The following is a 19,483-nucleotide window of genomic DNA, read 5'->3' as shown; positions in this document are numbered from 1 at the left end:
TATGAATAATACTTACCTGAGAATGGCGGTTTTATTATTGCCTTTTATTGATTATCATTTTTGTAATCAATTCGAGTACGAAAAAAATGGACTTGAAATGAAAATATTATTGTGTTTGAAACATCATGGTAATATTGAAAATATCGATGAGGTTCGAAATATTATTGGTTTCTATTTTGTTAAAGATAGATATCAGACTAATGATTTTTTTGAACTACTTGAAAGATTATCATCTTCTTTATTAACTTACCATAACGAGCAATTAGTGGTAGATGTGTTCCATTCAGAAATTAATAACAATGATATTTTAGCACCATTTCATAATAAAATTATTCCATTTGTTGAGATAAATAAGTTAATTTCAGATAATTTACTAATGGTTATTTACAATTATAATCACGATTATGATTTAGAATATGTATTAGAAAACAATTTAATTAAACCAATATCTGTTGTCAATTATCAATTACAAAAAATCTTAGATAAAGGTATGGCCGAAACACACACTCATCTTTTTGGAAGCACTCCATTTGAAGTTCAATGGGGTTGGATGATGAATAAATTATATAGTGATAATTATCCGATTATCAAAAGTATGTTAGATAAACTTGATAGTACCAAGAGAAATCTAGGAATACAATATCATAAACAAACTCTTGGAATAGAGGGCAGTTTAAAGGAAATTATACTGACATCTTCTATTATGAGAGTATTAATGATGAATTATTTAGTAATATTAAATAATCAAAATATATTCGTGGGTTTTAAGAATTATATTAGCAATATTGTAAATGGTCAAGATGTATCGGATGATGATAGAAATTATCTAATTAGAATTATCAATAATTTTCATCATTGTAGGTTTAAAAATAAAGATTCTGATTATATAACTCATTTTAGATTGATGTCATTGTTTACTGGGAATTTAGAGAAATACTATGAAACGATGATGAAAAGTACTTTATCTATAAAAGAAGCAAGCTATTTTGATGATAATAGCATTAATAAACAATCTGGAATGGTAGATTATTACTTATATGAATATATTTTCTTATTTAAATGTTATGAGTCTATTAAATTGAATAGTGATGTGTATTTTCAGGAGATGTTTTTTCAATATATTAGATATAAAAATGTTTTTAATTCATTGATCAATCAATCATCTGAAATAAAAGGCTTTTTTGAATTTCAAATGTATTTTAAGAGTCAGCATTCTTTGATGAATACATCATCAGTGATGTTTACTCCTATATTTCAAACATATGCATATGAAAATATCAAATATTTAGAAATAAGAATAGGACATATAAGGCCTTCTGAAAAAGATAATTTGATACCATCAGATGTTTTGAGGACAATGGCCAATACTTTTTTAAAGTTTATAAATTCATATCGAGTACATCTTCAATGTTTGAATCAAAATGAAGATGTTGTTAAAGCAGGGATCATATTACATTTTAATAAACAAAGCGATCAATATCGAAATAAATGCTGGTATGAATATATAACATATGGTGATAGAAAAATGTTAAATTATGAAGCTTACCGTGAGGAATGTTTCATTAATCTTGTAGCACTTGCATATTTAAGGGGAAGGGTCAAAAATGCAGATAAATTTATTATTGGAATTGATGCTGCAAGTAATGAACTATTGACGGAACCTTGGGTTTTAGCTCCAGTATTTAGAAGTATCAGAGATCGTTGGCAGTATATATTAAATGAAAAAATGAAATATTACGACATGAAGTCATATAGAAGATCATCACCTTTAGGAGTTACTTATCATGTAGGGGAAGTATTTAATAGTATAATTAGTGGATTAAGACATGTTGATGAAGTTGTTGATCATTATGGATTTCAAAGTGGAGAACGATTAGGACATGCAACTATTTTAGGAATTGATACGAATAAATATTCTCGAGAAAAAAAAGTAGTAACTCTTCCAGTACTTGAACTTTTGGATAATTGGTTATGGTTATACCATCTGAAATCTGAATATAATCTTTTAAAAGATGTTTCACAAATATTTATTGAAAATAGAATATATAAGTATGCACGATTAATATATGAAAATGTTAAGGGTCACATTTCAGGTAATATAACAATTCATAATTTATATGAAGCTTATTTGATGCAATTTGATGAAACTAAGATTGATCATGATTTTTTTATAGATTGTAATCTTGGTGAAAAAGATTATCCTTGCTATTTTGCCAAAGAACAAAATTCATGGAGTTCTAAGATGCTTTTTTATTCTAGACATTGCAATTGTTATTTGAAAAGAATGAATAAAATGATTCAAATAGAAATAGATGATGATTTGTTAAGAGATATCTATATAGAAACTCAACAATATGTATTAAAGAAGATAGCTAATAAAGGTATCATTGTTGAAGTTAATCCGTTATCTAATGTTTTCATAGGAGAAATATCTGATGTTTTTAATCACCCTATATATAAAATGAATGATACATATAAAGATGACGGAATATTAAGTCATGTTATTACGACAATTAATACTGATAATCCTGGTGTTTTCTCAACAACATTAAGTAATCAATTTGGTTTTATTGAACAAATGATATCGGATAAAGGTTATTCAAAAGAACAAGCGCTAAACTGGATTGATAAGTTAAGAGAAAATGGGTTGAATTCTACTTTCATCAAGTATAAGAGATTGTCACGAGATGAAATACTGGCTGTTTTAGACGAATTAGATAATGGAATAAAAAAATTAATAAGTTAATATTGCTTTCTTTAAAGAATATATAGATTAAAGTATTTTGACAATACAATAAAACTATGGTTGTAAAAACATGATTGGTTTTATTGTTGTACATATGTGACTAACAACTGTGAATTAACATTTTTTAACGTAGAAATCCATCTATTTTGTACAGTATATTCTCTGTTAAAACGTATTATTTGTGAGTTGACTTTGATAATTATTTCGGTACTCCACAATAACGTGTGGTAAGAGTTACCCTATATCATGTAAAGGACAGAAGTGACAGCTGATTTATCGGCTTAACTTCTGTTTTTAAATGTGACTTGCTTTTTTCATGTTAAAATTCTATTCATGATGTTGGTCTTTTCGGCAACCTTACAAAAATTCTTAAAATATGTATAATGCAGTTCACCAACATTATCTTTTTTGTTTTTGTATAAAATTATCGTATTTCTGTCATCCTCCCACGGTTAAAACCGTGGGGTTCCTTATATTCACTCAGTATCACCATACCATATAGATATGGATATAACTGATTCTTTCAGGATTTATCGACTATTGGAGTTCGGACCAGTGTCCTATGTTCCAGCCGAAAGGTCATGTCTTGACCTGTGTTTTTATTTTTGTTAATTTACTTGTTATTTTGTATCATTTAGCCAATTTGTTTAAAATCCGAAACATTGTTTCATGCTTGTTCCCATTTTCTTCATACTGTCAATCAATTTATCATGCATCACTATAAAATTATCAAATCCTCTTATACATTTTTCTCGGTCGGTAAAGTTCAGTTCTTCATTGGTATTTCTGATCAAAAAGGCACTGTACAGATCTCTCTGTACCTTATGATTGCCTATAATCTTTATCCTTTCATTGATGGAACATTTTATACAGGTGTCATTTATATGATCATACTGACTGGCTTTGAATTCTTTCGTGTCGATGTAGTCAAAAGTTGCACCATATAGATTGCATTTTCTTTTGAGTATCGTCAGCAGTGAAGCAGGGGCTCTGTTGTTCATGCTCTTGCCATAGCGCTTTTTCTTCTTATACTTGCGGATCATGATGATCGTACCATCATTCTTTTTGAATGGTGTGTATTCCTGCTTTTTCTTGGTTTTCTTTGTTTTCTTTTGCAGTACCTTGAAATTCATTTTTTCAACGATGAATTCATCAGCAGATATTATCAGTCTGTTGGCCAGTATCTCATGACACTGCTTGATATATGCTGCTTTCTGCCTGTATACTGCCGTCAGCAGTCTTTTCTTCTTCAGACAGGTTTTGGAAAATATCCACTTGTCTTTATTTCCTTCTTTGAATGTACCATCAGATTTATATTTGTTGGGATTGGTTATCCTCTGCGAAATATCGATGCTACGTTGCAGCTTGACGATCTTTTTGTTGTACTCTTTACAGCGAGGTGCAAGTTCCTCAAGGATCATGACATCATCACCAACGCATGCTATCATAGAAACACCAGGATCGATTCCCATACGTCTTTTACCGGTATTTGTTATTTTCTTAGGTGCTTCACCATCAAGATATATGATGACATAATAATGCCAGCCATCCGAAAACATCTTTCTGGAGATCTCACAGTATTTGATCTTATGATCAAGGCTCTGTTCGATATAGGCAAGGTTCTTTTCGTTCTGTCTGATTTTGCATTTAAGTTCCAGACCAAGCCAGCTGACTGTCATCGTTTCTTTATCGAACTTAGCACCATTAGCATTGCTTTTGCCACCAATATTGAGATATCTGCTGTTAGCTTTAAAATGCAGTTCTTCACCACTGTTGAAAAGGATGTTTTCGACACCCTTCCATACTCTGGTTGCTATCTTTTGGAGCTGCTGTGAAGAAAGGCATTTTCTATACTTTGGACCGCTTTTTTTGATGTATGCCTGCAATGCATGTTCGGTCAGCCCATAGTTTTTTCTGATGACGTTCATCTCTCTGGCAAGTGTTCTTTTAAGCTTCTCTTCATCCTTTGAAAGTTTACGATTAGGATCGATGAGTTTGATATAACTGTCACGCAGTTCCTGATACTCTTTATCATGATCGAGCTGAATCAGCAGTTTTCTTGCATGCTTGACGATCGTATTATGGACTTTACTTGCAGCATAGAACCTTTTGATCATAATCTGTCTGTCATATTTTGTTGTTTTTAGTGGAATCGTCAAAGTATGCATTATTACACCTGCCTTTCTATCATTTGTTTTTCTGATTTTCAATATACCGTTTGATAGTTGATGAACTTACATCACCAGCTGTACTGACAAAATAAGATTTTGTTCAAAGCGATGGCATTTTCCTCAGCTGTTTGAATTCTTTTCTTAATTTTATGGAAGTACAGCCTTTTAAGATCTTTACTATTTCTGATACCCTGATGTTTGGAGATGCATTAACAAATAAATGAATATGATCCCTATCACATTCCATTGCAATTATTTTAATATCATTATTATTGCAGACTTCAATAATAATTTCTTTCAAACGTGATTCAACATCAGGTATATCAAATATCTTTCTTCTATATCGAGGGCAGAAGATAATATGATAATTGATCATTGAAATACATGTATTAGATCTTCTATATTTATCTATCATAAATTTAGAGTATCATGTTTGATCAAATATCCGAATAGTTGTAGGAATTTTTGATAAAAACAATCATCATGTAGACAGTATATAATAAACAGAAAACGATCCGAATAATTGTAGAACATATTAGAAAATATTTTCTATAACTGTTTTCTTAAATGTTCGCTTTCATCCCACGGTTGAAACCGTGGGCTTTCCCGCTCATTTTTTTGTAAAACCAAAATAATGGAAACTACTAAAAATAAAAACTTTAATATGAAAAATAAGGAAGCGAATCATAATCTCTTCCTTTGAATTATAAATCAATTTTTACTATTTTTGTGATTGGAATAATTTTGTCAACTACACGTATCTGTTTTTTGTATTTAAGATCTATTACAGCAACGATTCCTTCTTTCATGACATAGTCATCTTCATCTTCGTATACAACAGTAATCATCATTCCAGGTTTTATCGCCTGTATTTTCCAGTTTAACTGATAGTCATCATCTCTTTGTACATGTTTTTTTCTACAACTAAACGTTTTTTTTCTGCAATAATTCCGCAAACCCCTCATAAGGATCAAACATTTTAAACAAAGCAGCACGATTGTCTCTTTTTGTTTTGTTTTGTGCCATATTATTCAACTCCTATCTCAATCTGCTTTCATATTGATATTTTATTTGCAGCATTTAACACAATCAATAAAATTATGCACATTAATTTTAAGTTTTAATTTAAAAGTTAAAATATAGGATTCAAAGTAGCTTTTATTTTGATTTCCAATCATTCGGAATTCTGTTATAAATTGCTAAAATAGATTTGTAAAGATAAGGAATGAAAGACCAAAAAGGAGACACAAAGATGAAAACAAAAAAAGACAAACGCTACAACATTGTAATAAGAGGAAATAAATATGCACCTGAAACAATTTGTATCTATAATAATGGTATTAAGGTTAATATCAATAATGCAAATACCATGCTTCAACAATGGGCAGCCACTAGTAATAAGAAATTTCTTCCTGAATTAAAACGATTAATCAGACAAAATCAAAAGAAAACAGAAACCTATTATACGATTGGATTTAAAACAGAAGATGGTCATATGCTCTACCCTTATTATTTCCATACGTCAGATAGATTTAATTTAAAGGAAATGTACGAAATATACAAATCTATGAAAGAAACATGTCAAAAAAGAGATTGGGAATATAATAATATAATGATTGAAAAAGGCAAACTGGATATTAATGGCGAGAAAGCAGTTGAAAGAAAGTTTGTTAAAAATACTATTAGCAAAAAACCAATTTTAATTAAATTGTCATATTAATTGGGATTCAGCAAAATATTGCTGATTCTTTTTTGAATATTCGCATATTATCAAATATAATGTAAAATATATCTATAAGGAGGATTATTTTTATGATAAGTCATAATATTATTCATAAAAAACCTATTTTCATTCTAATTGGTCCATCAGCTTCTGGAAAAACTACGCTTATCAAAAAGTCTAAAGATGCACTTAATTATGGTGTTATCATCTCTACTACAACGAGAAAACCTAGAACAGGAGAAAAAGATGGCATTGATTATTATTTTGTAACAAGAGATGAATTCCAAAAGTTAAATATGATAGAGAGCGATGAATATTCTGGTAATTTGTATGGTATTTCATTAGAAAGTATTTTGTCGATAACAGATAACAAAGATGGAGCAATGACAGCAATGACACTGGAGGGTGCTGAAATAATCAGAAATTATATTGAAAATTCAGAGCTTCCATTTGTTGTTAAAACAATTTTTGTCAATACACCTATAGCAGTATTGAAACAGAGAATGACTGATAGGGGAGATTCATCAGAAGAAATAGCAAGAAGGATGAAAAATATTGAAGATAGAAGAGAATATGATAATCGATATAAAACCGATTTTGTCTATGAACCAATTATCACTAGTTCTGAAGATGATGTGATAAATTTTATAAAATTTATAAAAAATATTTCAGAAAAAATAATGTAATAAAAGGAGCAGTCTAAAATGCAGTACTTTCAAAATCCATGGTCAAAAAAAGAAAAAACAGCTATTTTTTAAAGAAGCAACAACCTATCCAGATATGACTTTAATAACTACGAGGAGATATGATATAATTTGATTGATAAATTGGAAGTTGTGGAGGACAACTATTATGAATAAGATTGTAATTTATATACATGGAAAAGGTGGTAATACAGAAGAATCAGTACATTACAAGTCTCTTTTTAGTGATTGTGATGTAGTTGGTCTTAACTATACCGCAAAATTTCCATGGGAAGCAAAAAAAGAATTTCCACCGCTTTTTGATTCGATTTGTAAAAATTACAAATCTGTTCAGGTAATTGCAAATAGTATAGGTGCCTATTTGGCTATGAATGCCTTATCAGATAAGCAAATAGAGAAAGCATATTTTATTTCTCCTGTTGTAAATATGCAAAAACTAATTACAGATATGATGTTTTGGGCAAATGTTACAGAAGATGAACTTCGAGATAAAAAAGAAATTAAAACAAGTTTTGGAGAGACACTTTCATGGGATTATCTCTGTTATGTGAAAGAAAATCCAATTACATGGAAAATTCCAACACATATTTTATTTGGCGAAAAAGATAATTTGACTTCTTATTCGACTATATCTGAATTTGCAAAACAAGTCAACGCAACACTTACTGTTATGAAAAATGGAGAGCATTGGTTTCATACAGATGAGCAAATGAAATTTCTTGATGATTGGATAAACAATCTTCTCGATAAATCCTAAGTTGTAGAGCAAAAATGAAATTTGAAAGTGGGAAAATATTATGAAAAATAAAAAAGTTAATCAGCAAGAAATTAAAGATGAAACAAAAACATATATGTTAGAGGGAATGTCAATAGGAATGTGTATTGGAACATCATTAGGAGTGATCATAGGAGTGCTTACTGATAATATTCCTGTCTGTATATGTTTTGGAATAAGTATAGGCTTATGTATTGGTTTAGGAATAGGAGCTTTAATTAAAAAAGATAAATCCTAATTTGAAAGTGAGATGATAATATGGTTAATAAAAATAAAAAAAATTTTAATGGTATTATGAAAACAATAATCATACTAATCATTGTTTCTTTATTAATATATAATATAAGACCAATAAGTAGTGTCATATTTCCTATTATTGCTGATTATCTATTTATGATAGATTTGTGGTTTATCAATCCACTATATGCATTAATAAGTTCTATTATAATGTCCAAAAAGTATGGATTTAAGATATTGATAGTTCTATTAATATCAATTTTATTCATTCCAACAATACTACTCTATTATAATACAACAGCATTAATATATGTGATTATATATTTTCTACTAGCATTTATTGGAGGTTTTATAGGTGGATTTATATATAAAAAGAGAAGTAAATAAATCCTAATTTATAAAGGAGTTAAATAGACATATTCTAAGTTATCAAATTGGAGATTAATGAGGTGAGAATAAATGGATAAAGAATAAAAGAGAAAGTTCCGTTTGATATTATATGGAATAGCTATTCCTGTTAGTTTATTTGCTTTATGTAGATTTATTTTTGTTTTTGATAAAGGTAATGGGTGGAAAATTGCACTAATTATTATAGGTTTGGGCTGGTTTATATCTGCTATCTCTGGATTTATAGAAAATTTAAAGAAATAGAATATTTTAAATTTGAGGATGTGATATTGTGATTAGAATTGAAAAAATCAATGCGAAAAATATATGGGATATACTAAAACTGCATGTAAGTAAAGAACAGGAACCGTTTGTTGCACCTAATGATTTAAGTATCATAGAAGCATATATAGCAATAACAGGAAACGGGCATGCTTTTCCATTTGGTATTTTTGAAGATGAAATTCCTGTTGGTTTCTTGATGATAGGATTTGATGTAGATGAATCATTTGATAATCCACCACAGATAGCTTATGGTAACTATAGTATTTGGCGATTGATGATTGACGAAAAATATCAAGGCAATGGATATGGAAAAGAAGCAATTCGTTTAGCTTTGGAGTTTATTAAATCATTTCCATGTGGTAAAGCAGAATTTTGTTACCTGTCTTTTGAACCTGAAAATGTAAATGCAAAAAGACTTTATTCAAAGTTTGGATTTATAGAAAATGGTGAAATGGATGGTGAGGAAATAGTTGCTGTTTTAAAATTGTGATATTTTGATAATAAGGAGATGAGTAAAACTTGTGAACGAGACTCATGATTGATTTTATTCTGGTTTCAAAAGGCTTATTAATATGTTAAATTCTAATCGGTAAAGGAGCTAGTAATTATGAGAAAATGTATAAGATGTAATATAGAAATGATTGAAAATTTGGATGTTAAGGTTGAGGGAGGAGCATATGGAGTTAAGGTTACACAACAAGGAATTTTCAAAGATAATTTAGGTAAACTTAAATGTGCAGTTTGCCCAGAGTGTGGTTATACAGAAACTTATATCCAAGATACTTCCAAAATAAAAAAATTAGTTTTGAATAATAAATAAAAGTAATGTAAATTGGAATTTTGTGCAAGAAAGGTTGAGTAATGCAACGAAAAAGGTGTCAATCTGAAACAGAATTTAAAAGTAATATGTTAAATACTGAGAATGAAACAAATCAAGCACAACAAATTATAGATAGTTTGAAAATTATTACTGAATATTTTTCTATACAAGTTCGATTAGATAACGATTGACAAATGGATAAGTTACACTTTAAAAAAATCTTCTTTGCAATACCAAGAGGAAGAAACGGAAATTACGATATTTTTTCTAATATATTAATGTAGGTCAGGGTTAGAAACCTGATCTTTTTTTGTCTGAATATTCGGATTTTGTTTATAAAATGATACTATCAAAATATAGAAAAGGTGATATGAACATGTCGATATATTAGTGAAGAAACTAAAAATTAAGATAAAACAATTATATTTTGCTTTGCTATAAACGATGATTAGGAAATAAGGAGGTAAAACATTATGACAATAGCAGAAAAGATTGTCGCTGAAAAAGACAAGATAAGCTTATTAATTATTATTATTAAAAAAGAAAATGAAAATAGAGCCATTTTTAAAGGGACAATTGAACAATTTACTAAAAATACTAAGATTATTCAGTATATCAATAATCTGGATTTAAATGAATTTTCTATAAAATTTCATGTTGCTGAAAATAAAGGTTATGTTGTGATAAAGCATAGAGATGATTCAGATAATAGTACAGATACCAATTCACATCAAGTTAGAAATATTGATCCTAGAGAATGTTTAAGTATTGTTCGTGATCAGACTTTGATTTTGGAGAATAAATTGACAAAGGCATCTTTTGAACTTGGTAATGAACCGTTGAAACTGTATCATAATGCTTTTGCAAGATTTAATTTTGTCATTATCAACTCCAACAAAAAACCAGCCAGTGCAAGCATAAAAGTCAATGAGATTCCATATATTATGACAGCCTCTGATTATGCTGCAAAAAAGGAACTGGACTTAAGTTTAACAAAAAGCGATGATGAAAAACTGGATGTTGCATATACAACTAAAATTATTACTGGCAAACATGCGGGAAAAACACCGGCACAATTATTGTTAGATGTTGATAATATCGAAGAAAATAAACAGTTTCTTGTAAGCCATTATAACTGGTTAAAAGAAAATATGTCTAAATATCCTAACAATAAACATCTTATGCAGGCTATCTCTAACGCTACTAATCTGTATAAGGAAGGAAAACTTAAAGATATCAAGGTAGATAATGCAGATGAAATGATGATCTACAATTCAGGATATCGATTCAATATCCGAAAACAACGTGAGGATGGAAAAACACTTATCAAAGAACTCAGCATTAAATGGATCTTTAAAAGAAACTATCCTGTACAGATCTGTATAAAAAACTATTACGCACCTGTTAAGCGCAATGATGATGGTACTGTTAACGTTTTAGCTAAAGAAAGCAGTGACCATTTGATCAATACTATGAACCTGTCATTTGCTGAATGGGAAAATATGAAATATATGATCAAAACAAGCATGAGATTATTCGAAAACAGTATTAGTGAAGAATGTCTTGAATATGCATTGAAAACGGAAAAGAAAATTATACAGGCGATAAAAATGACTTAAAGAGGGGTTACTATGAGGAGATATGATTTGTATATATCAAAAGTACATTGGATTGATTCGATTTATGATGAAAATGATACACTGATTGAACATATATACAGATATGACAAATTTGTACATATCGGATATTCTATCGGTGTTAGACCGCTAGTCAATTATCTTGGCAATCCTAAGTATGTTAATTGTGCTGATTCATTTTATTCAGATGATAAAGCCACATTATCAACAAAATGTTCATGCAATATTAAAGATATGTATCTAATCATTGACGATAAAGGAAGAATAAGAAATTACAGCGAACTAGCAAAAGGTGTATATAAAGAAAAATATACACATATATACAAATTTCATTGTGATCCTGTACCTAATACAGGTAAATGTTCTAAGTACAAGATGATCAGAAAAATCAGAACTGCAAATAAAAAAAGAAATTCTATCAGCGTTGAAGATATCAACGAATTAAGACAATATCCTCATGCAAAAATTAAAGCTGGCAGACTGAAGCGACAATCGCTCCCTAGTTATTTTGATGATGTCAGCAGAGAATATCAAAGAAACTGGAAAGAAAGTTTCAAATGTAAAAAACAGTATATGAAAAATCAAAAATAATCAGACTAAAATCACAGAATTATTTGAAAATTAAATATGTTGTGCTATAATACCAGTAAACAAAAATATAAACAGCTTGTACACATTTTTGAGTCGCAGCATACTTCTAATGTTGATCTATGGAATCAAATAATTAACCCAGAAAATACACAAATGCTACTAGCTGGTTCAAGCTGGTTGTTGAAAAATGACAGGTACGTCCTCAGCAAAATTAGTACGACATACTTTTAAGAAAATGAATATAGTGGGTATAATCTTTTGCTGAGAATTCAAATGTCGTAAACTAGTTCCTGTCTTTGGCATAAATTTTCTTTCTGCCAGTTTTGACTTGTACAGTTTCCTGGCGATTAAATTGCAACATACTTTTAACTTGGTATAAGCGACAGAAGAATTCTATTCTTGTCAGGGAAAAACAACTGTTGCAAAATGGTTCGAGTCAAAACATATACAAATTTGAGCTGGAAACGGCTCTTTTTTGTTCTATCGTATCCCGAATATTCGATTATGTTGATTAAAAAGGTAAAATATAAGCAGAAAAATAATAGGAGGACTTATTGTAGTATGAAAAACGTTCAAGAATATAAAGAAGTATTGTTTAATGAGATGAGAATTTATCCTATTGAAATCATTGCTAAAAAAGAACTAAATGAAGAATCGATGATTAAAGCTATGACTGTCAGAGAAAACTTGAGCACCGGATTAGGTATCGGACTTACACCTGCTGATGTTATCAAATTAGCTAAAAATAATGATATTGATAATTTATATGATGATATCAAAGAGGCAATTGGTCAGGTTAAGGCAAAACCTATGTATCCAGATTTTCCTAATACAGTAATGGAAATTGACGAAAGTGTATTCAGATTCCATCAATTGCTGCATTATTTTTCTACTTATGGTATCGAAGAATTAACAGGAAACGAAGTATTAAAGGGATGGATGCCAGCTGAAAGTGGTACTATACCAGATACAGAAAAAACTGAAAAAGATGATAAATTATTGCCTGATAAACTGATTGAACTTATCGATATTAGAAATATGTTTGTCATTCCAGTAAAAAAGGTATTATCAAAACGCAATCGTGCTTCTTTACCTGAAAAAGATATTATCAAATTTGCAGTAGCAAATATGACAGAAGATGAATTGAAATCTTTGGTAAAATCAGATATTCCATTCAAGGAAAACTTGTATCCTTTGTTCTTCAGTATCTTTAATCTGCTGGATCCTGAAAAAAAGAATCAAAATATGGTAAGAGAACTGTTAAATGATCTTTGCCAGCATACAGGTGATGTCTTCGATTGTATAAGATATGTTTCGGTTCGTTATCACCGTTTAAAAGTATCACAGCAGAGATTGCTGGTACGTTTACTGGAATCATATCCGATTACTGATTTCAAAGCTAATATGATAATTTCATTGAAGAAATCTGAAAATACAAAATTTGTATTAAATTACTTATCTTTCAATAAATACTCTAGAAGCAAGGACCACTTTGATGCTGTAAATGATTTACGTGATGGGAAACTTCATTCATGGGAATCAAAGATGAAATTTCTGTTAGAAAAAAATGATAAAGAAAATGCTTTGGATTTTATTGGAAAACGACCAGGTATGCTTTTGCGTATGATAGCGTGGTTGACTAGGCTTGGATATGATAAAAAAATGATTGCTGAAAAATTACTTGAAAATGTAAATTCATTGTCAATTCAAACAATCGTTTCAATACTAAATTATTTTGGAAACTATGGTAATATCGATCAATCAAAAGAAGCTGAAAAGACAAAAGAATTCGATTCAGTATATTATGTTTGTACCAGAGTATTGGAGGAAAGATTGAAAAGTGTAGCATTTCCGTTTAAAGATAAAAAAGTCTATATTAAGGAAGGAATATACAGTTTTGCTGATTCACAGATTGAATTCAATAGTGCTTCATCAGAAGGCGGTTATCTCCGTAGCGGTTTAGCTGTTAAGATTCCTCACGATGTCAATGTGCTAAGATTTTTCGTATACTGGAATGATTATGAAAAACGTGTAGACATTGATCTTCATAGTTATGTTTATACAAATCTTGGAGAAAGATTTATGGTTGGATGGAATTCAAGTTTCAGAAATAATGGAATCGTGCATAGTGGCGATATCGTAAACAATAATGCTGCTGAGTATATCGATATTGATTTAAATCGGAAAAGCAATGTGGAGTATAATAAGTATGCTGTCATGAACATTAATATATATACTGGAAAGCCAAATTTTGGTGCTATTGATGAATGTTTTGCTGGATTGATGGCTGTAAAACAAACCAAAGAAACAGTAAATTTATATGATCCCAAAAATTGCATTATTACTCATAATCTTAAATCAAATGAACATAACATTAATTATGGTTTTATCGATATTCCTAAACGTCTACTTCATATTGTGGTTAAAGGAAAAGATGCACCAGTATACGAACATGATGTTTCAGCATTTTCCAGAAAAATTGAAGAAAGAAGATTTTCTTTGAAAACATATGTTGAAATACTGCTAAAAGCACAAAAATGTACTATTGTTGAAAAAGAAGATGAAGCCGATAATATTCTGATTCTTGATAAACCAAACAGTGAAAAAGAAATATCACTTATCGATAATAACTATTTCGCTGATAATTAATATACTGGCCCTTGTCTATTGATAGGGGCTCTTTTTATTTTTTAGCTAAATCAAATTATATGTTTTAAGCAATTCTTTTTTACACGGGGTTCATTATTTGATATATTATATCTGAGAATAACATGAAAGAGTGATTATATGACAATACACACAAAAATATTTAAAGTGGGAAATATCATAGAATTTGATGATAAGATATTTGAAGAATTACCTGTGCAGCTGAAAAAGAAATATGAAAATATAAGGAAATATAACCTGTTCATCGTCTTGAGCAGTTATAAAAATGCCAGTATCGTAATGCCTATTGCTGATAAAAAAGAACGCAGTACAATCATGATAAATATACACGGAAAGAATCGTTATTTTAAATATAAGACGAGGAAATATGTTATCAACAGCTGTTTTAAAAAAGTTTTTAAGTACAACAAAACAGATAATATAGAACTGATAAAGAAACAAAATATAAGATTATATAATGAACATATGAAAATCTACATAACCCAATACCTGAAAAACAGTATCAAATTTAAAGGTATAAGATACAGTGACGATCAAAGAACCTTAACTGTTTTTAATAATGAAGGTCGAGAAATAATAAGAAGGATCAATGAAAGTGTTATATTTTATGTACATACATACCAGGACCTGCTGGATATCATCAATACTAAGATTCTTAGATATGATAATGTGTCTTTATCAGCTGATATACCTGATAATATTTTTGAACTTCCAAATAATATAACTGCTTATCCGCTTTATTTTGAAGATAAACAGGCCATAACCATTAAAATTGGTGGCAGCATAGTATTAACTGATGATACACTGATCTTTAATAATGTTTCTGTTGAAAGCATTTCACTGGAAAAACTGTTTCGACAGATACATCCTGTAACTGAAATTGAAAAGATAGTAAAAAAGAAAAATAAATATGGTAATATCAATATTTTTGATGATGGTGAAACTGTCAAAAAAATATATCTTCTTAACAGCCAGATGGAATATGATATCGTTACTAACGGTTTTGATATTGAAAATAAGTTTGTTCCAATTTCATATTATGATCGTGAAAAAGATAAGTATAACATACTTGATATTAAAATCAGCTATATGAAAGAACGTGATATGTATCTTGAGCTGAAAGAAAAATTTAAAAATACATTATCACTGATAGGTGTAAAACTTGATGATGTTACCACACCATTATTTGACAGCAATGACAAAGAAATAACTAATTATGATCCTAAGTTCAAAGCGCAATCTATAATGGGAAAAATGGGGTATCGAACTGGTGAAAATGGGTTATCTATTGAAGACAGGAGGAAGATAATTAATTATCTTCTTGAAAATGAAATCATGTCAGCAGATGAAATCATGAATCACTTGAATTTTTTGATCAATTATGTTGGTGCTTCTCAAGGTAAAGGAAAATCTGTAAGAGACTGGAAAGCAGATCTGAAGTTTGTTGAGCAAAAAAAGAAATAATCATTAAAAGGCATCGTTTATTGATGCTTTTTTTTAATCAAAAAAGAGGCATGGGGTATTTCCCTATTTCTACAAGTCGATACAAAATCTTCCTTTAATTGTTACAATTTCATATTTATACAGTAAACAATAACTCTCAATAATTATAGTATCGAGTAATATCATTACATTGACAGCGCTTCCAAATGAGTGGTATAATTTTTTGTGATTAATATGTGATTTATGTGTAAAATCAGTAATATCAAGGAAAGAAGAATAACTCACAAAACTTCGTTAAAAAGTTTTTTTTCTGTTATTTCTCTAAATATTCGGTTTTCTATTTTTAACTTATATAATGAAACTGTAAATTAAGAAAAGGAGCTGATGTTAAAACAGATAAGGAAAAAGTTAAGAGAAAGAGGGAACAAAATAATTTAGAAAGGAGATCATTTAAAATTGAATAAAAACATTAAAAGACTATGGAAAGTACTAATGACTATTGTTGTAACTGTAGGAATGGTATTTTCATACGGTATGCCTGTTTTTGCTGTTGATTCAGCAACTGACGATCCAATTCAAACTAAATTACAACAGGTATACGATGAGATTACATCTGATGAAACATTACATGGTGCTGATTTAGCAGAGGCTTTCATCGATTATATAGCTGATACTACTGATTATAGTGCTAGATATTCATCATTAAATGGTATCTTGACTACTAATTCAGGTGACTGCTGGGCGAGTGTTGCTTACTTCAATGCGCTATGCGAAATGGCAGGATTTGAAGTTAGAACAAGAAACGCTACTGCTGATACAGGGGCTGGAAGCGGCCACAGAAACTCTGTAGTAAAAGTTGATGGAAAATATTATATAGCTGATTCCGGCTATAGTGGTACAGCACCTAGATATCGTAGCTTTAAAGAAGAGGTAGATGGTTTATACCTGAACAATAGAGGTGTTCTAATTCAATACGATGCTTTTGATGTTAAAGACGTTGTAATTCCTTCAATTAGCAATGGAATCACTATTACTGATATTGGTGTTGATTCATTGGATAGAACTGTATTTGGATTATATGATAATGTTACATCAGTAACTTTACCTGATACTATTACTCATATTACTGACGTAGCTTTCAATAGCTGTCCTGACCTTCAGAATATTTATGTTGATGATGGAAACACGACATATTATGATGTTGATGGTGTATTATATGCTTATGATGGTAGATTGATGAAAGTTCCAGAAGCTAGATCTGAAGTAGTAATCGAACCGGGAACTACTTCAATTGAGGATTTTGCTTTTTATGGTACTGGTAAAATTGCAATTACTATTCCAAGTTCTGTAACTTCATTTGAAAAATTTACTTTCAATAATTGTACACCAACGATTTATGCTGAAGAAGGTTCTTATGCTGCTGCTTATGCTGCTGAGCATGGTATAACTTTCGTAGCTACACATTTAGATCACACTGCTGGAGAGCCTAAACAAGAAAACTACGTGGCTCCAACATGTACTGAAGATGGATACTATGATTCAGTTATTCGTTGTACAGTGTGTGGTGAACCTATGTTCAGTAGCAGAGTAACATTACCGGCTACAGGACATACTCCTGGTGAATTACAACATGAAAATGAAGTTCCTCCTACATGTACAGAGGCTGGTTCTTACGATGAAGTTATTCGCTGTACAGTATGCGGTGATGTGATTTCTTCTAATCAAGTATCAGTGGATGCCACAGGACATACTCCTGGAGAACCGGTTCAGGAAATAACAAAAGCTCCTACATGTGAAGAATCAGGAACTTATGATATGGTTACTTATTGTGAGACATGTGGTGATGAAATTAATAGAGTTTCAAATCCTGATTATGTAATTGCTCCAACAGGACATACAGCTAATGACCCTGTAAGAGAAAATGTTGTAAATCCAACCTGTACGAAAGAAGGTTCTTATGATGAAATAGTTTACTGTGGTATTTGCGGTAAAGAAATGTCTAGAGAACATAAGGTAATAGATGCTCTAGGACATACTCCTGGTGAACCTGTTATTGAAAACGAAAACTTACCTAGCTGTGATGAAGGCGGATCTTATCAGGAAGTTGTTTACTGCGATACATGTGGTGAAGAATTAAGCCGTGTTGATCATTCAGTTGATCCTACAGCTCATACACCATCTGAAGCAGTTAAAATCAACATTGTAGAACCTACTTGTACTGAGGAAGGATCTTATGATGAGGTAGTTTACTGCTCAGTATGTGATAATGTTATTTCAAGTAAACACGTTATCGTGGATGCCAAAGGACATACTCCTGATGAAGAAAAGGGAATAACTGATATCATTGAACCAACATGTACTGAAAGTGGTTCTTATGTGGAAATTACTTACTGTGCAGATTGCGGTATCGAATTAGAACGTAAAACTGTTTTAGTCGATCCAACTGGACATCCTGAAGAAAGCTATGAAATCAGAGGAGATTATAAACCTACTTGTACAGAATTAGGATATACTGGAGATACTTATTGCGGTATCTGTGGTGATTTAGTATCTCATGGTGAATACATCGATATGATTCCTCATAACTATGTAGATGATATCTGTACTGAATGTGGTGCTTATAACTATAGAATTACTGATGAATCTGCTGACTGGGTTGCAGGTAGCGATGAATCTTTAGTAATCAATACTAATGGTGATGTCGATACATTATTAGCAGTCTATATTGATGGTAAATTATTAGATGAAGATTCTTATATCATCTCAGGAGACAATGCAAGCATTGAATTATCTGTCGAATTCTTAAAAACTCTTGCTACTGGTACTCATACAATTGAAGTACAATGGGAAGCTGGAGCTGCAAAATCTGATTTTACAGTAAGTCCCGAACAGGTTGTAGATGATAATCCAGGTAAAGTAGATGAGGTAACTGGAACTAAACCATCTGATACACAAACCGGTGCTAAAGATACTGGTAATAGTAATGCATCTACTAGTGCTGTTGCTACAGGTGATGATGTATTCGTTGGATACAGCTTATTAGGATTATTACTAAGTGGTGCTTTTGCTGCATACATTAGTCGTAAGAGAAAACAAATTTAATTAAATAGCTAAGACGATTATAACATTGAAAACGATGCTATATCGTCTTTTTTTATTGTTAATATATGTGATAATAAGTATATAAAAATATTTATTCGATGATTAATTTTATATAAATTGGAATTGCGAAACTCCATACCTTTATTGTGTGGAGATACGCAATTCCTTTCTTTTTGAAAAAATTCAAGTAAAAAT

General features: G+C 30.3%; 15 protein-coding genes and 1 pseudogene. 13 read left to right on the top strand and 3 right to left on the bottom strand.

Features of this window, described 5'->3' with window-relative positions:
* The first annotated feature begins 1 nt into the window (after position 1).
* On the top strand, positions 2-2,746 hold the full coding sequence (locus ABGT36_RS07270) for a hypothetical protein (RefSeq protein WP_346677463.1): 2,745 nt from the start codon (positions 2-4) through the stop codon (positions 2,744-2,746).
* 647 nt (positions 2,747-3,393) lie between these two features.
* Here ABGT36_RS07270 and ABGT36_RS07265 read toward each other — a convergent pair.
* The 3 genes and pseudogenes from ABGT36_RS07265 to ABGT36_RS07255 form a co-directional block, all read right to left on the bottom strand.
* Complete coding sequence (locus tag ABGT36_RS07265; protein ID WP_346677461.1) at positions 3,394-4,914, bottom strand: hypothetical protein; 1,521 nt, start codon at positions 4,912-4,914, stop codon at positions 3,394-3,396.
* 19 nt (positions 4,915-4,933) lie between these two features.
* A pseudogene (gene tnpA / locus ABGT36_RS07260) lies at positions 4,934-5,332 on the bottom strand (IS200/IS605 family transposase).
* A 289-nt stretch (positions 5,333-5,621) separates the two neighbouring features.
* A complete protein-coding gene (locus tag ABGT36_RS07255; protein ID WP_346677460.1) occupies positions 5,622-5,768 on the bottom strand; it encodes a hypothetical protein in 147 nt (48 codons plus the stop codon).
* Between the two features lie 401 nt (positions 5,769-6,169).
* Here ABGT36_RS07255 and ABGT36_RS07250 point away from each other — a divergent pair, with 401 nt between their 5' ends.
* From ABGT36_RS07250 to ABGT36_RS07195, 12 genes are all read left to right on the top strand, one after another.
* Complete coding sequence (locus ABGT36_RS07250; RefSeq protein WP_346677458.1) at positions 6,170-6,637, top strand: hypothetical protein; 468 nt, start codon at positions 6,170-6,172, stop codon at positions 6,635-6,637.
* A 92-nt stretch (positions 6,638-6,729) separates the two neighbouring features.
* A complete protein-coding gene (locus ABGT36_RS07245) occupies positions 6,730-7,326 on the top strand; it encodes an AAA family ATPase (protein WP_346677456.1) in 597 nt (198 codons plus the stop codon).
* A 166-nt stretch (positions 7,327-7,492) separates the two neighbouring features.
* Positions 7,493-8,101 (top strand): alpha/beta hydrolase, encoded by a 609-nt coding sequence (locus tag ABGT36_RS07240; protein ID WP_346677454.1) that lies wholly within the window; start codon positions 7,493-7,495, stop codon positions 8,099-8,101.
* Between the two features lie 40 nt (positions 8,102-8,141).
* Complete coding sequence (locus ABGT36_RS07235) at positions 8,142-8,357, top strand: DUF2700 domain-containing protein (protein ID WP_191341205.1); 216 nt, start codon at positions 8,142-8,144, stop codon at positions 8,355-8,357.
* Positions 8,358-9,035: 678 nt separating this feature from the next.
* Positions 9,036-9,518, top strand: coding sequence for a GNAT family N-acetyltransferase (locus tag ABGT36_RS07230; RefSeq protein ID WP_346677451.1), 483 nt, complete (start codon positions 9,036-9,038; stop codon positions 9,516-9,518).
* A 117-nt stretch (positions 9,519-9,635) separates the two neighbouring features.
* The gene (locus tag ABGT36_RS07225) at positions 9,636-9,848 is read left to right on the top strand and encodes a nucleic acid-binding protein (RefSeq protein ID WP_346677449.1); all 213 of its coding nucleotides are present in this window, start codon (positions 9,636-9,638) and stop codon (positions 9,846-9,848) included.
* 41 nt (positions 9,849-9,889) lie between these two features.
* Positions 9,890-10,039 (top strand): hypothetical protein, encoded by a 150-nt coding sequence (locus ABGT36_RS07220; protein ID WP_346677447.1) that lies wholly within the window; start codon positions 9,890-9,892, stop codon positions 10,037-10,039.
* Positions 10,040-10,321: 282 nt separating this feature from the next.
* Positions 10,322-11,467, top strand: a complete 1,146-nt coding sequence (locus ABGT36_RS07215; RefSeq protein ID WP_346677445.1) for a hypothetical protein — start codon at positions 10,322-10,324, stop codon at positions 11,465-11,467.
* Positions 11,468-11,494: 27 nt separating this feature from the next.
* Complete coding sequence (locus ABGT36_RS07210; protein ID WP_346677443.1) at positions 11,495-12,076, top strand: hypothetical protein; 582 nt, start codon at positions 11,495-11,497, stop codon at positions 12,074-12,076.
* A 561-nt stretch (positions 12,077-12,637) separates the two neighbouring features.
* Positions 12,638-14,725, top strand: coding sequence for a hypothetical protein (locus tag ABGT36_RS07205; protein ID WP_346677441.1), 2,088 nt, complete (start codon positions 12,638-12,640; stop codon positions 14,723-14,725).
* A gap of 138 nt (positions 14,726-14,863) precedes the next feature.
* Positions 14,864-16,207, top strand: coding sequence for a hypothetical protein (locus ABGT36_RS07200; RefSeq protein ID WP_346677439.1), 1,344 nt, complete (start codon positions 14,864-14,866; stop codon positions 16,205-16,207).
* 435 nt (positions 16,208-16,642) lie between these two features.
* Positions 16,643-19,288, top strand: a complete 2,646-nt coding sequence (locus tag ABGT36_RS07195) for a leucine-rich repeat protein (protein ID WP_346677437.1) — start codon at positions 16,643-16,645, stop codon at positions 19,286-19,288.
* The last annotated feature ends 195 nt before the right edge of the window (positions 19,289-19,483 follow it).

The organism is Erysipelatoclostridium sp. An173 (assembly GCF_963931465.1).
Taxonomy (GTDB): Bacteria; Bacillota_I; Bacilli_A; order Erysipelotrichales; family Coprobacillaceae; genus Thomasclavelia; species Thomasclavelia merdavium.
This window is presented reverse-complemented; position numbering and strand designations above follow the sequence as displayed.

Excerpts from the sequence above, each read along its gene's own strand:
- ABGT36_RS07245 (WP_346677456.1), top strand. The coding sequence starts at position 6,730 with ATGATAAGTCATAATATTATTCATAAAAAACCTATTTTCATTCTAATT.
- ABGT36_RS07270 (WP_346677463.1), top strand. The coding sequence starts at position 2 with ATGAATAATACTTACCTGAGAATGGCGGTTTTATTATTGCCTTTTATT.
- ABGT36_RS07235 (WP_191341205.1), top strand. The coding sequence starts at position 8,142 with ATGAAAAATAAAAAAGTTAATCAGCAAGAAATTAAAGATGAAACAAAA.
- ABGT36_RS07205 (WP_346677441.1), top strand. The coding sequence starts at position 12,638 with ATGAAAAACGTTCAAGAATATAAAGAAGTATTGTTTAATGAGATGAGA.
- ABGT36_RS07240 (WP_346677454.1), top strand. The coding sequence starts at position 7,493 with ATGAATAAGATTGTAATTTATATACATGGAAAAGGTGGTAATACAGAA.
- ABGT36_RS07215 (WP_346677445.1), top strand. The coding sequence starts at position 10,322 with ATGACAATAGCAGAAAAGATTGTCGCTGAAAAAGACAAGATAAGCTTA.
- ABGT36_RS07225 (WP_346677449.1), top strand. The coding sequence starts at position 9,636 with ATGAGAAAATGTATAAGATGTAATATAGAAATGATTGAAAATTTGGAT.
- ABGT36_RS07265 (WP_346677461.1), bottom strand. The coding sequence starts at position 4,914 with ATGCATACTTTGACGATTCCACTAAAAACAACAAAATATGACAGACAG.
- ABGT36_RS07250 (WP_346677458.1), top strand. The coding sequence starts at position 6,170 with ATGAAAACAAAAAAAGACAAACGCTACAACATTGTAATAAGAGGAAAT.
- ABGT36_RS07200 (WP_346677439.1), top strand. The coding sequence starts at position 14,864 with ATGACAATACACACAAAAATATTTAAAGTGGGAAATATCATAGAATTT.
- ABGT36_RS07220 (WP_346677447.1), top strand. The coding sequence starts at position 9,890 with ATGCAACGAAAAAGGTGTCAATCTGAAACAGAATTTAAAAGTAATATG.
- ABGT36_RS07255 (WP_346677460.1), bottom strand. The coding sequence starts at position 5,768 with ATGATGATTACTGTTGTATACGAAGATGAAGATGACTATGTCATGAAA.